The organism is Rhodococcus sp. 66b, assembly GCF_002076325.1.
GTDB classification, from domain to species: domain Bacteria; phylum Actinomycetota; class Actinomycetes; order Mycobacteriales; family Mycobacteriaceae; genus Rhodococcus_F; species Rhodococcus_F erythropolis.
The window spans coordinates 1-12,663 of sequence record NZ_MUZB01000034.1 but is presented as its reverse complement, the minus strand read 5'-3'; the positions used below and the strand labels follow the sequence as shown (position 1 = coordinate 12,663).

Here is a 12,663-nt window from a genome sequence, read left to right as displayed (position 1 = left end):
AACCCGGAAGCTAAGCCCTTCAGCGCCGATGGTACTGCACTCGACAGGGTGTGGGAGAGTAGGACACCGCCGAACACAAATTAAGAGAAGCCCCCCAACCAGTGATGGTTGGGGGGCTTTCTCGTACCCAAAACACCCCACCAAAACACCCCCCGAAAGCACCCCCGCCGGCACCCCCGGATCGAGCGAACGGTACGTTCGTCGCCTCAGATCGACCCAACGTACCGTTCACACCATCACGAGCGAGCACGGCCGGCTCACCACCCCGTCCGGGACCGAGTGAACGACACTCTCACCCTCCTAGACGAGGGGAACGGTACGTTCACGCGATCCGCGAAAAGCGTGCGCTCACCACAGGTCTCGTCAGTCGAAGGTCAATCGCGACACCAACCTGCCACGGAACCCGTCGAGCGTGGCTAGGCTCGGAAGAGGTGCCCCGTGTGATCGGGCCCACCTCACCTGTGCACGCGTGATGACTACGGAGGCTTCGATGACCGATATTCTCGACCGCACCAAAATCTATGTTGATGGCGCCTGGATCGAATCCACTGGCAGCGGTCGGATCGACGTTCTCAATCCGGCTACCGAAGAGCTGATAGGAACTGTCGCCGAAGGCACTGTCGAAGATGTCGACGCGGCCGCGAAGGCAGCACGAAAGGCGTTCCCTGCCTGGTCTGCACTATCCGGCGGTGAGCGCGCCGAATATCTTTCCAAGGCCGCGGCGATAATTGCCGAACGCACCGATGATCTTGCGGCGCTTGTTTCGCAGGATATGGGAATGCCGATCGGATTCGCGAAGCCCGTACAAATCGGAATGCCGCTCGCGAATTTGAATGCATTTGCCGAATTGGCTCGCACTTATGATTTCGAAGCTCACGAGGTCGGGAATTCGCTGATTGTTCGCGAACCTGCGGGTGTTGTCGGCGCCATCACTCCCTGGAACTTCCCGCTCCACCAAGTTGTCTTGAAGGTCGGCGGTGCGCTCGCCGCGGGCTGCACCGTGGTTCTCAAGCCCACCGAGGTTGCGCCACTCATCACGTACGCTCTCGCTGACATCTTCGACGAAATTGGTTTGCCTGCAGGTGTATTCAACCTGGTGAGTGGCTACGGCCCGGTAGTGGGCGAAGCCATCGCCGGCCACCCTGAGGTCGACATGGTCTCCTTCACCGGATCGACTCGTGCAGGCAAGCGAGTGGCCATCGTTGCCGCGGACACCATCAAGAAGGTCTCGCTCGAGCTGGGCGGCAAGTCGGCGAATGTCATTCTCGACGACGCCGATCTCGAAAAGGCTGTCACGGATGGCGTCGCAAAGTGCTTCATCAATTCGGGCCAGACCTGTTCGGCGCTGACGCGTATGTTGGTTCCCGCGGAGAAGGTGGATGAGGCAGCGGCAATTGCTGCTGCAGTCGCCGCTCATTTCCCGGTAGGTGATCCGACTCAGCCGACTTCGGTGCTTGGTCCTCTGGTGAACGCGAATCAGCTGGGACGCGTTCGCGGATACATCGAGAAGGGTGTGTCGGAAGGTGCCACCGCGGTTGTCGACGGTCGCGAAACCGGTCTGGCCAGTGGATATTTCGTCGGGCCGACGGTGTTCGCGAACGTGACCGAAGACATGACCATTGCGCGCGAGGAGATCTTCGGACCGGTCCTCTCGATCATGGGTTACAAAGACGAGGCCGACGCAGTGCGGATCGCCAACGGCACCGAGTACGGACTGGCCGGTGGCGTTTGGTCAGGTGACCCCGATCGCGCGGATCGCGTCGCCCGGCAACTGCGGGCCGGGCAGGTCGAGGTGAACGGCGGCGCCTTCAACACGAATGCTCCGTTCGGTGGGTACAAGCAGTCGGGCGTCGGGCGCGAGGCCGGCACGTTCGGGCTCGAAGAGTTCCTCGAGATCAAGGCGATTCAGCGATAGTTTGTTCGAGAATGGCGATGCTCCCGTACCAAGTGCGGGAGCATCGCCATTTTTGTACCCGGATCAGGACTTGGCGGCATCCAAATGCTGAGCCGAGATGTTCGCCAGATGTGTCAGGTCCGAGGCCACGGTCGCGAACGTGTAGCCCTCCCCGAGCCGTTGTGCCGCAACCTGACCGGAAGGTGTGTGGATTCCCGCAGCGACTCCGCTGACGGCGGCAGCTTCGCGCACCCGGGTGAGCGCTGCTTCGAATTCCTCGGCGACGTCCGGATCGTTGGAGTGCTTACCGCCGACGGCGATTCGTAGGTCGGACGGCCCGACGTACACGCCGTCCAAACCGGGCACTGCGCAGATCTCTTCGACGTTCGCCAGACCCTGTGGGGTCTCGATCATCGCAAAGACAACGGTGTCGCGGTTCGCGTCGGCGGGAACAGGGCCGATACGGAGTTGCGAGCGCATGGGTCCGTAGGAGCGGATGCCGAAAGGCGGATACTTGGCGGCTGCCACGGCGGCCGCTGCCTCTTCGGCGCTGTTGATCAGCGGAACAATGACGCCCACAGCGCCCGCGTCGAGTGCACGGCCGATGGGCGTCGGATTGTTTGCCTCGACGCGCACCATCCCGACAGTGGACGGTGACGAGTCGATGGCGGTGAGCCCGGCGACCATCCCCGAATAGCCGATCAGGCCGTGCTGCATGTCGAGGGCAATGTAGTCCCAGCCGACGTGCGCAATCCATTCGGTCGAGACCGGACTGTCGATGACGGACCAATATCCGAGAATGCGTTCGCGTCCTCGGATACGTGCGGCGAATTCCTGTGCTGACATAGTGAAGAACTCTTCCTGATGAAGGTCGGGTGTTTCAGCGGTTGTAGTTGGGCATGGGGCCTCGTAGGGCGGCACCGACGAGATCACACTCTTCGACGGTCGAGGCGCCGAGTGGACCTCGCCCGATGGCCGCGATATTGGATTCGAGGTGCGTTACCTTGGATCCTCCGAGGAGCAGCGATCCGGCGACGGGCTTGCTGACCAGCCAGCGCAACGCAAGCTCGGTCAGGGAGATGCCCGACTGCTCTGCGATCGCCGTCAGTTGTGCAATGGCGTCGAAGATCTGTGTGTTCCAGTATCGCTCCTTGTACATCGACGCAAGACGGGAGTCGCCGAATCGGCCGTCGGCGGGGTTTTCCTCGAAGGTGTGGCGCCCGGTGAGCAGGCCCCCACCGAGTGGGTTGTAGACCATGGTGGTCAGTCCGGTCACGTCCGCGAATTCTGCGTATTCTTCTTCGATGCGACGCGCGAGCAAGTTGTAGAGCTGTTGTGCGACGATCGGTCGCGGAGCACCGACTGTGTCTGCGGTGTAGTTGATTTCACTGATTTGCCACGCGGCAAAGTTGGATACGCCGAGTGTGCGGATCTTGCCCTCACCGACAAGTTCCGCGACGGTGGTAAGAGTTTCGGTCAGCGTGACGGTTCGGTCCGGCTGATGGAGATAGAACAGGTCGACGTAGTCCGAGTCGAGTCTGCGCAGACTTCCTTCGATGCTTGCTCGGAGTCCCTTTGCCGAGAGTGGGCTGTTGTCACCGGCATCTGGGTGTGGCATTCCTGCTTTGGTGGCCAGAGTGACGGAATCGCGTCGGCCGTGGAGCAGTTTTGCCAGCATGCGCTCGGACTCGCCGCCCGCATAGCCGTTCGCCGTGTCGATGTGTGAGATACCGGCGTCCAGTGCTGCGTCGAGCATCGATCCGGCACCCGATATGTCGACCGTATCTCCGAAGGTCATAGTGCCGAGCACCAGTTTCGGAAGCTCGAGTGGGGCGGTCATCAGGCAACTCCTCGTGATTCGGTCTGCTTGGCTAGCAAGTTCTTGGACAGGGCTGCCACCACGTGGCGTGGTTTGATGCCGACCATGGTGGTGGGATCGAGAGCAGCGCCTCGTAGTGCGCGGGTGTACGGCTCGCGCGGACTGGCGAGAACTGTGTCTGTGGAACCGGATTCGACGATGGTTCCTTTCGACATCACGACTACGGTCTCGCTGATTTCTCGGACGACGCCCAAGTTGTGTGAGATGAAAACGTACGTCAGACCGGTATCGGTCTGAATTTCACGTAGGAGCGCGAGTACCTGCGCTTGCACCGAAACGTCGAGAGCGCTGGTCGCTTCGTCGCAGACCAGGATCTCGGGTCCGCTGGCAAGTGCACGGGCAATTCCGATGCGCTGACGTTGGCCACCGGAGAACTCTGCCGGACGCCGGTGTAGTGCCGAGTTGGGCAGGCCAACGCGATCGACGAGTTCTGCTGCTGCCTTGGCGCGTTCAGACTTGCTCCGAACACCTTTGAGGCGCAGTGGTTCTCCGATGATGTCCTCGGCAGTCAGATGGGGGTCCAGCGATCCGTACGGATCTTGGAACACCATTTGAACGCGAGAGCGGAAGGGGCGCAGTGACTTCTCCGACATCTGCGCGATGTCATTGCCGTCGACGAGAATGCGTCCACTGGTCGGTGTGAGGAGTCGGACGATAGATCGAGCGATTGTCGACTTGCCACATCCGGATTCGCCGACGATGGCCAGGGTCTTGCCCTTTTCCACCGAGAAGCTCACAGCATCCACGGCTCGGAAAACTCCGTCGGGAACCGGATACTCGACAACGAGATCTTCGACGGCGAGAAGTGGCGTTTCGTGGGGGTTCATGCCGAGGCTCCGATCTGTGTTGAACGGGCGGGGTCGCCATCCCAAGGCCCCAGGTGCGGTATGGCGTCGAGAAGCTTTTGTGTGTAGGCGCTTTGCGGTGAGTCGACGAGAACGTCGGCGCTACCGGTCTCGACAAAACGTCCGTCCTTCATCACGTAGATGCGATCGGATACGAGTCGGGCGACTCCGAGGTCGTGGGTGATGACCAGCATTCCGATCCCGGTGCGTTCCTGCAATTCGAGCAATAGATCCAGAATCCCGGCCTGAACGGTGACGTCCAATGCGCTGGTGGGTTCGTCGGCCACGATCAGTTCGGGGCCGGCAGCAAGAGCTCCGGCGATGAGGACGCGCTGCAGCATTCCACCCGACAGTTGATGCGGGTACTTGTCGAGTTGCTTATCCGGATACGGAATGCGTACCTGCTCGAGCAGTTGCACTGCCCGCTCGATTTGTTGCTTCTTCGCGGTCACACCGCTGTGGCGCACTGCTTCTCGAAGTTGGCTGCCGATGGTGTGGACGGGACTCAGAGCCGTCATCGGGTCCTGGGGGATGAGGGCGATGTGTTTTCCACGAATATCGTTCAAGATCTTCGTGTTTCCGAGAATGTCCTGGCCTTTGAACACGGCTTTCCCGGAAAGAACGGCAAGATCGTCCGGAAGCAGCCCGAGGATTCCCATGGCCGTGGTCGACTTTCCGGAGCCGGATTCACCGATGATGGTGACGGTTTCACCGGCGTCGATGCAGAAGGACACCCCGTCGACGGCTCGGATGACGCCATTCGCCGTGACAAGTTCGATCTGGAGGTCGTCGACCCGTAGTAGATTGCCCATGTCTCACGCCTTTGCTTTCTGGGCGTTGCCACGCCCGAACAGGCTTGCGCCCAGTCGTTTCGAACCTGCAGGACGATCGCGCAGGCCGTCGCCGAGTAGGTTCACTCCGACGACCAGTAGCACGATCATCAGACCGGTCAACGTGACGATCCACCATGACGTGGTGATGTAGTCCTGGCCGTCGGCGATGATTCGTCCCCACGTTGCGAACGGACGTTGCGGTCCGGCGCCGAGGTAACTCAACGAACTTTCCAGCAGTACGGCCTGCGCGAGCAGCAGCAGGACGACGAGCGAGGCCTGCTTGACGATGTTCGGAATGACGTGACGAAGCAGAATTGCCATGCGAGTAAGTCCGAGGACTCGAGCTGCAGCTACGTAAGGCTTTTCGCGTTCGACGAGTACCAATGAGCGAGTCAACCGTGCGACCTCGGGCCACTGCGCGATCGCGATGACAAACGTGATGACGGGAATGGACGGACCGAACAGCGCAACGACGAGAAGCAGCATCATCAGCAGAGGCAGAGAAAGCTGTGCTTCGAGTAGGCGGGAGATGACGGTGTCGACCCAGCCGCCGAAGTACCCCGCGGCGGATCCGGCGACTATGCCGATGACCCCGGAGACGATCACGGCGAGAATACCGATCGTCAGAGACACCTGGCCGCCGTGCAGGATCCGTGAGAGGAGATCTCGTCCCAACTGATCGGTGCCGAACAGATGGCCGTCGGTGAGGGGCGGTAGCCGTCGACTGCTCAGGTTGGTCTGGTTCGGATCTGCAAGGGGGAGTAGTCCCGCCAATGCAACAGGAAGAATCACCAGGAGCGCGCAGATCGAGCCGGCCCAGATCTTGACTCGGCTGTCTCGCTTACGGCGCGTGGCTCCGGCGCGTGCGAAGTCTGCCTCGGTGACCGCGCTGGCGCGTGGAGTTGTTGGAGGTTCCAAGACGGTAGTCATCAGTTGGCGCCCTTTCCGAGTCGCACGCGTGGATCCAGGAGGGGGTAGAGGAGGTCCACTGCCAGTTGCACGAGCACGGCGAGAACCGCAGTGACAAGCACGGTGGCCTGGATGAGCGGGTAGTCGCGAGTCTCGAGTGCACGGACCACCAGCGAGCCGACACCAGGCCAGGCGAACACGACTTCGACCACCACGACGCCGTTCAGCATTCCGGCAAATCTGGTGCCCAGCGCGGTGACGATCGGAATCGCAGAATTACGCATCGCATATCGCCAGGTGAGTTCGCGTTCGGATACTCCGCGAGAACGTGCGACCGTGATGTACGGAGAAGCGAAGGCCGAGACCATTTCGCGTCGAACCATCCGGGAGATCAACGCGATCTGAAGGATGGCGATGGTGACGGTAGGCAGGATCAACGACGGCCATGTGGTGAAACCGGCTGCCGGGAGTACTGGGATCAAGACCGCGAAGATCGTCACCAGCATCAGGCCGCTCCAGAACTCCGGCATGGACTGCCCGCCGACGGCTACGACGTTCGCACCGAGTTCGCGTCGGGTGTCCGCGTGACGGGCCATCCACACGCCCAGCGGAATCGAGAGCACGGCGGTCAACAGAATGGAGCTGACGGCAAGGGTGATGGTGTACGGGAGACGGCCGAGGACAACGTCCATGGCCGGCGCCTGGAACGAGTACGACGTGCCGAGATTCAGATGGACGAGGTCCCACAGGTAGATCAGGTATTGAGAGAACACCGACTTGTCCAAGCCCATGTCAGCACGGATTTGTGCTAGATCCTCCGTGCTGGCCAGCGGTCCGGCCAAGGCGTAGGCAGGATCGCCGGGAGCCATTCGGATCAGGACGAACACTGTTGTGAGCGTGAGGAAGATCGTCAAGGCACTCTGTGCCAAGCGTTTGAGCACGTATTTGACGGTCGGGTTGATCCTTGTGCGCCGACGCGGAGAGATTCCGAGAGCGGTTTGCGGTTTCGGAGCGGTGAGAGTCATCGCCTCAGGCCTCCAATCGGACGGCGCCGAGGTCGTAGGAGTTGATCGGGGTCAGTGAAACATTTTGTACACGAGTGCGTTTCGCAAGGAGTGCGTTGGGTACGAAGCTCCACAGGCAAGGCCAGGTGTTCCAGATGTCTTGTTGTGCGGCGTCGAGTAGAGCGGCGCGCTTGGTCGGGTCTGGTTCACTGGATGCGGCTTGGATCTTCGCGGTGATTTCGGGGAAGACGTACCCGTGATAGGTGTCGCGAGTTGCTTCCTTCTCCGCTGTGCCGGCGTACATCCCCTGCAACGTGGTCAGTGCAAGTCCGGTCTGGTTGCCGTAGCCGTTGCCCAGCACATCCCAGTCGCCGGTCTTGCCCTGGCGCCAGGACGAGATGTCACCGCCCGGTTCGAACTGCTGGAGTTTGACGCGTACTCCCACGGCCTTCATCATTTCGAGTACCGATTCCATCACCGAGACGTCGTTGGTGAACTCTCCGGTTTCCCAGATGAAGGTGAGTTCGAGGTCGTCGGCGCCTTCGGCCTCGAGCATCTGCCGCGCTTTCCGTGGATCATATTGGTAAGTACCGGTTTTCACGGCTCCGTCCAAGGTCGACGGTGCGGGGCCGGTGGCCGGGACTGCGGATCCGATCAGCACGTCCCGAGCGAGTGACTCACCGTCGATGGCATACGTGAGAGCTTCTCGGACACGCGGATTGGACAGTGGGTGATCGGCGGGCTTGCGGAAGTTGAAGAACAGTTGGTTGATGCGTGTGCTCGGCACTGTGTCCACCTGGACACCAGGCAGGTCGGCGAGTTGTTCGGCGGAATCGGGACTGATCGAGTCGATGACGTCGACCTCGCCGCTCCGAAGTGCGACGACGCGGCCGGCCTCTTCGGGAATGAAGCGGACCTGAACACGACGAACGCCAGGGGCCGGGCCCCAGTAGTTGTCATTGGCGACAAGTGTGTAATCGCCGGTGCCCCGGTTCGATTCGCTGACGACGAACGGTCCAGACCCGATTCCGCTCTGCAGTTCGTTGGGTTCGTTGGCAGCGGCCGGGGTGATCAAGATGTTGGACATGAGCGAGTCCAGAACCGGCACCGGGGAATTCGTCCGAAGGATGAAGGTGCGATCGTCGATGGGCACGACCGTCGGCCACTCGGGGAACTGCGGTGCGACAAACGATCCGCTGACCTGCTGGTACATCTGCATTGCCGTCGTGACGTCGTCGATCAGCACAGGTGTGCCGTCGGAGTAACGGATGCCCTCGCGGAGTCGAACCGTCCACTCGGTCGGGCCGGTCGATTCGAACCTGTCAGCGAGAACGAGTTGCGGTGTCAGATTGTCGCCGATCCGGGTGAGACCTTGTCTGACGCCACGTTGAGCCGTGACTGCTGCGTCGAATTGATTGAGTTTGTTGTCGAGGCTGACGAGCGAACGGTTGAGCCCGAGCACCAGGGTGTCCTGGGTCGGCTTCCCGGTAGGGCCGGCGCACGCGGCAGTCGTGCCCAGAAGCGTTGCGCCACCGATCAGCCCGGTGAACTGCAGAAAGGATCGCCGGGAGAGCTGTGGTGTTCGCAAACGAGTATTGGTCATCGGTGACCTTTCGATCCTGACGGGGCAGCGTGGGGGCGACGCTCCGAGCGGACTGTTGGTGAACAATCGCGTCGGGCTCTCGCTTGTAACTCAGCTCACAATGGCACTGTTGCGCACTTCGCGCAAGTCCCGTAACTTCGATTGCGTACTTCGCGCATCGGTTGCGATGCTGTGCATACTCGATTCAGACCGAAAGGGGGTCGAGGAATTCGATGAAACCACTGGTAATCATCGCTGATGATCTTTCCGGAGCCGCGGAGTCGGCCGCAGGATTTCTGCTCCGCAGTTCGGGCATATCGCTTCGACTCGGCCCAGGTGCGCCCGACGGATCAGGAGTGACGGTTTTCGATCTGCACTCACGGCGATCCGACCCCGCCAGAGCCTCTCGTGACGTGAGATCAGTTCTGCAATCGTCTGACGGCTCCGAGATCGTCAAGAAGATCGATTCCCTGCTCAGGGGCAACATAGCGGCGGAGGTTGGAGAACTCTCCCGCGACGGATCCCCGGTCATCGTCGCCGCCGGACTGCCCAGGCAAGGGCGCACGGTGCAAGGCGGGGTGGTGTTGGTCGATGGGGTTGCGTTGCACGCCACCGACCTGTGGCGCGCGGAGTCGAAGCCGGCTCCTCGGTCGATTGCGGAGGCGCTCGGCTCGTCGGCAATTACTTCTGGCGTATCGCTGGACGACATTCGCTCCGGGCGGTTGAGTCAGGTTCTTGCGTCGATCTCAGAAGCCGGGTCGGTGGCGATCTGCGACGTCGAGACCGACAGTGATCTGGAACTGATTGTGGCTGCAGCACAGGAGGTTCGGGGTTCTCGATTGGTAGGAACCTCGGCGCTCGCGACGGCAGTGGCACGACGACGAACCGTGCAGTCACCCGTCGTGCGTCCATCTCTTCGTGATTCTCGATCTACTTTGGTGGTTGTGGGGACGGCGGATGCGTCTGCCGGGGACCAAGTGGAATTGCTTCGGGATTCAGGTGCGCACCATATCGAAGTGAACAGTGCTGAACTCCTGGCGCATTCGGTCGATCCGCTTCCGATTCTGAACGCACTGGATCGCGGAAACGTCGTGGTTTCGGTAAGTGGACCTGTCGTGCCTGCAGAATCCGTCCATCTCGTTTCGGCTCTCGCCGATCTGATCGCTGCCGTCGATGCAGGATTCTCCCACGGCGAGTACCCGATCGACTTGGTTCTTACCGGTGGCGAAACCGCGCGCAGCGTTCTCGACCGCCTGCGGATCGACACTCTGTCACCGATTTACGAAATTGAACACGGCGCCGTACTTTCCGTCGACCGCACCGGACGGTACATCGTCACGCGGCCAGGCAGTTTCGGGAATGCACACAGTCTTTTCTCTATAACGAAGTTTCTCGCGCGCCCCATCCCGGTCGACGCTCCGGACAGTCCACCTTCAGACAACGAGGTCAATCCCATGTCAATCGAATCCACTCCACTGCCGCTGATTGCTGTCACGATGGGCGACGGCGCCGGCGTCGGACCGGAAGTGATCGTCCCCGCACTCCTCGACGCCGAAACGAGAAAGCGTTGCCGCCCTGTTGTTGTCGGCGACGCGAAGCGTTTGCGATTGGCTGCCACGGTGCTCGGAATAGACGTCGACGTGGTCGCGATCGAGGAGATCAAGGATGCTGAATTCAACGATGGACGGATCAACGTCATCGACCTGGACTTGCTACCCGAGGATCTCGCCTGGGGTGAACTGTCGGCAGTCGCGGGGGATGCGGCCTATCAATATATCCGCGTCGCAAGCGAACTCGCCGTACGCGGTGAAGTCCAGTCGATCTGCACGGCGCCACTGAACAAGGAAGCGCTGCATGCGGCAGGACACATCTATCCCGGACACACGGAATTGCTTGCGCACCTGACCGGTACCGAGGAGGTGTCGATGATGTTGTCGACCCCCAAGCTCAAGGTGATTCACGTGACCACTCACATCGGACTGCTCGATGCAGTTGCCAGGATCGAGCCAGGCCTGGTCGAGAGGACCATTCGTCGAGGTCACGAAGCTTTGGTGCGTACGGGCAATCCATCTCCGAAAATCGGCGTGTGCGGGATCAACCCGCACGCGGGGGAGAACGGGCTTTTCGGGTACGGAGAGGAAGAGCAGAAGATCATTCCCGCCGTCGAACTCTTGAAGGCAGAAGGAATCGACGTCCACGGCCCACTGCCGGCGGACACGGCATTCTTCCTCGCTGGACGTGGGGACTACGACTTGATCGTTGCGATGTACCACGATCAGGGGCACGGCCCGGTCAAGGTTCTCGGGATCGAGGCCGGCGTCAACATCACCGTCGGGTTACCTGTCATCCGTACCTCCGTCGATCACGGAACCGCTTTCGACATTGCAGGTAAGGGCATCGCCGAGGCCGGTAGTATGGTCGAAGCGCTGCGGCAGGCGGCCGAATTGGCAACCAGCACATTCGTTTCCAAGTAAGCACCAGGGTTTGTAGGGGGAGGAGCGATGGCCATCCGGGAGTCGGAGGCGAGGCGGTCGGAGATTGCGAGGCTCGCTCGCACCAGCGGTCTGGCCAGTGTCGAGGATCTGTCTGCCCAATTCGGGGTGACTGCATCTACGATCCGTCGCGACCTGAGTCAGTTGACTGCCCAGGGAGTAATTGCTCGAACGTACGGCGGGGCGATTGCTCTCAGCCCTCATCCAGAATCCTCCTTGCGTCAACGCGCAATGGAGGGATTCGACGCCAAACGGGGCATCGCCGAATGGGCTGCTGAGCAGGTCCGGCCCGGAGAAACCGTGCTCCTTGATGCAGGTACCACCGTCGGAGCGATGGGAGAGTTCTTACGTCACGTGACGAATTTGACGGTGATCGCTGCAGGGCTGACGGCGCTCGAGGCGTTAGCCGACGCTGATGGTGTTCGAGTCGAATGTCTCGGCGGGACGCTGAGGCAGCTCAGTCAAGGATTCGTCGGGCCACTGGCAGAAGCGTCGCTGCAGCGGGTGTCGTTTGACAAGGCATTCCTCGGTGCCGATGCGGTTACCGCTGACCTGGGTATTTGTGAAGCTGAGCTCGATCAGACCCGGCTCAAGGAAATGATGATCGAACGTGCCGGCGCGGTCTACATCCTCGCCCACTCCGCCAAGCTTGGTGAACGTCCTTTCCATGCGTGGGCGCCGATACCGCCGGGGGCCGTGCTGGTTACCGATGCTGCAGTAGACGCAAAGCAAGTCGCGTTGTTCGAGGATGCAGGTATCCGAGTCCAAGTGGTGTGAGTTCCCGCTGCGTGCCAATCCGGCCACGGTGTCCGGCGTCACATGATGTCCGAATTGGTGAAAATCGACTGAAACGGGCAATCTTGCTGGGGAAATGGATACCTCCGAGTCTCTGACCTGTGGATTTGGCAAAGGCTTCGGCGGACGCGTAACTTATTCCAAGTCAGAGCGACACGGACACCGACTCCCGCCTTCACGGCGAGTGACACGAGGTTGTACGAAGTGCCTGACCAAATTTCGAAGTAGTTTCCATCGTGTATGGTTGTGCTTCACCTCCAGTTCTTCCCCGAATGTTCAGCGGTTTGCGCCGATGATCATGATGGGATAGGCTGGGAAAGTTGCCCCGGAGCGGCGGCCATAGGGTCGTGGTGATGGTGTGTGCGTGTTCTTTGAGAACTCAACAGTGTGTCGATGAATGTCAGTGCCAAATATTTTTTGGTACTTCGCA

General features: G+C 60.8%; 10 protein-coding genes and 1 rRNA gene. 4 read left to right on the top strand and 7 right to left on the bottom strand.

All coding sequences use genetic code 11. The annotated features are described in order from the left end of the window. Together rrf and B0E55_RS30890 are read left to right on the top strand one after the other, a co-directional pair. Positions 1-75, top strand: a 5S ribosomal RNA gene (gene rrf / locus B0E55_RS32730); the annotation flags it as partial. Between the two features lie 415 nt (positions 76-490). Further along, a complete protein-coding gene (locus tag B0E55_RS30890; RefSeq protein ID WP_080911159.1) occupies positions 491-1,915 on the top strand; it encodes an aldehyde dehydrogenase family protein in 1,425 nt (474 codons plus the stop codon). A gap of 63 nt (positions 1,916-1,978) precedes the next feature. Here B0E55_RS30890 and B0E55_RS30885 read toward each other — a convergent pair whose 3' ends face one another. Genes B0E55_RS30885 through B0E55_RS30855 form a run of 7 tightly spaced genes read right to left on the bottom strand, consistent with a single transcriptional unit; the run spans position 1,979 to position 8,967 of the window. Then, complete coding sequence (locus B0E55_RS30885) at positions 1,979-2,740, bottom strand: HpcH/HpaI aldolase family protein (protein ID WP_060939889.1); 762 nt, start codon at positions 2,738-2,740, stop codon at positions 1,979-1,981. A 34-nt stretch (positions 2,741-2,774) separates the two neighbouring features. Beyond that, on the bottom strand, positions 2,775-3,734 hold the full coding sequence (locus B0E55_RS30880; RefSeq protein ID WP_080911158.1) for an aldo/keto reductase: 960 nt from the start codon (positions 3,732-3,734) through the stop codon (positions 2,775-2,777). Beyond that, positions 3,734-4,600 (bottom strand): ATP-binding cassette domain-containing protein, encoded by an 867-nt coding sequence (locus B0E55_RS30875; protein WP_080911157.1) that lies wholly within the window; start codon positions 4,598-4,600, stop codon positions 3,734-3,736. Before B0E55_RS30875 ends, B0E55_RS30880 begins: the two co-directional genes overlap by 1 nt. Next, positions 4,597-5,430: an ABC transporter ATP-binding protein gene (locus B0E55_RS30870; protein WP_024488052.1), complete on the bottom strand. Its 834-nt coding sequence runs from the start codon at positions 5,428-5,430 to the stop codon at positions 4,597-4,599. Before B0E55_RS30870 ends, B0E55_RS30875 begins: the two co-directional genes overlap by 4 nt. A gap of 3 nt (positions 5,431-5,433) precedes the next feature. Then, complete coding sequence (locus B0E55_RS30865; protein ID WP_019746660.1) at positions 5,434-6,381, bottom strand: ABC transporter permease; 948 nt, start codon at positions 6,379-6,381, stop codon at positions 5,434-5,436. Beyond that, positions 6,381-7,385 carry an ABC transporter permease gene (locus B0E55_RS30860; protein ID WP_007732496.1) on the bottom strand — a complete coding sequence of 335 codons (1,005 nt, stop codon included), beginning with the start codon at positions 7,383-7,385 and terminating at the stop codon, positions 6,381-6,383. Before B0E55_RS30860 ends, B0E55_RS30865 begins: the two co-directional genes overlap by 1 nt. 4 nt (positions 7,386-7,389) lie before the next feature. Further along, positions 7,390-8,967, bottom strand: coding sequence for an ABC transporter substrate-binding protein (locus B0E55_RS30855; RefSeq protein ID WP_007732494.1), 1,578 nt, complete (start codon positions 8,965-8,967; stop codon positions 7,390-7,392). Between the two features lie 212 nt (positions 8,968-9,179). Here B0E55_RS30855 and pdxA point away from each other — a divergent pair, with 212 nt between their 5' ends. Together pdxA and B0E55_RS30840 are read left to right on the top strand one after the other, a co-directional pair. After that, the gene (gene pdxA, locus B0E55_RS30845; protein WP_080911156.1) at positions 9,180-11,420 is read left to right on the top strand and encodes a 4-hydroxythreonine-4-phosphate dehydrogenase PdxA; all 2,241 of its coding nucleotides are present in this window, start codon (positions 9,180-9,182) and stop codon (positions 11,418-11,420) included. Positions 11,421-11,447: 27 nt separating this feature from the next. After that, positions 11,448-12,215, top strand: coding sequence for a DeoR/GlpR family DNA-binding transcription regulator (locus B0E55_RS30840; RefSeq protein WP_080911155.1), 768 nt, complete (start codon positions 11,448-11,450; stop codon positions 12,213-12,215). Positions 12,216-12,663 lie beyond the last annotated feature (448 nt).

What these genes read in the sequence shown, in the direction of transcription:
- B0E55_RS30890 (WP_080911159.1), top strand. Translation starts at nt 491, where the DNA reads ATGACCGATATTCTCGACCGCACCAAAATCTATGTTGATGGCGCCTGG.
- B0E55_RS30885 (WP_060939889.1), bottom strand. Translation starts at nt 2,740, where the DNA reads ATGTCAGCACAGGAATTCGCCGCACGTATCCGAGGACGCGAACGCATT.
- B0E55_RS30880 (WP_080911158.1), bottom strand. Translation starts at nt 3,734, where the DNA reads ATGACCGCCCCACTCGAGCTTCCGAAACTGGTGCTCGGCACTATGACC.
- B0E55_RS30875 (WP_080911157.1), bottom strand. Translation starts at nt 4,600, where the DNA reads ATGAACCCCCACGAAACGCCACTTCTCGCCGTCGAAGATCTCGTTGTC.
- B0E55_RS30870 (WP_024488052.1), bottom strand. Translation starts at nt 5,430, where the DNA reads ATGGGCAATCTACTACGGGTCGACGACCTCCAGATCGAACTTGTCACG.
- B0E55_RS30865 (WP_019746660.1), bottom strand. Translation starts at nt 6,381, where the DNA reads ATGACTACCGTCTTGGAACCTCCAACAACTCCACGCGCCAGCGCGGTC.
- B0E55_RS30860 (WP_007732496.1), bottom strand. Translation starts at nt 7,385, where the DNA reads ATGACTCTCACCGCTCCGAAACCGCAAACCGCTCTCGGAATCTCTCCG.
- B0E55_RS30855 (WP_007732494.1), bottom strand. Translation starts at nt 8,967, where the DNA reads ATGACCAATACTCGTTTGCGAACACCACAGCTCTCCCGGCGATCCTTT.
- pdxA (WP_080911156.1), top strand. Translation starts at nt 9,180, where the DNA reads ATGAAACCACTGGTAATCATCGCTGATGATCTTTCCGGAGCCGCGGAG.
- B0E55_RS30840 (WP_080911155.1), top strand. Translation starts at nt 11,448, where the DNA reads ATGGCCATCCGGGAGTCGGAGGCGAGGCGGTCGGAGATTGCGAGGCTC.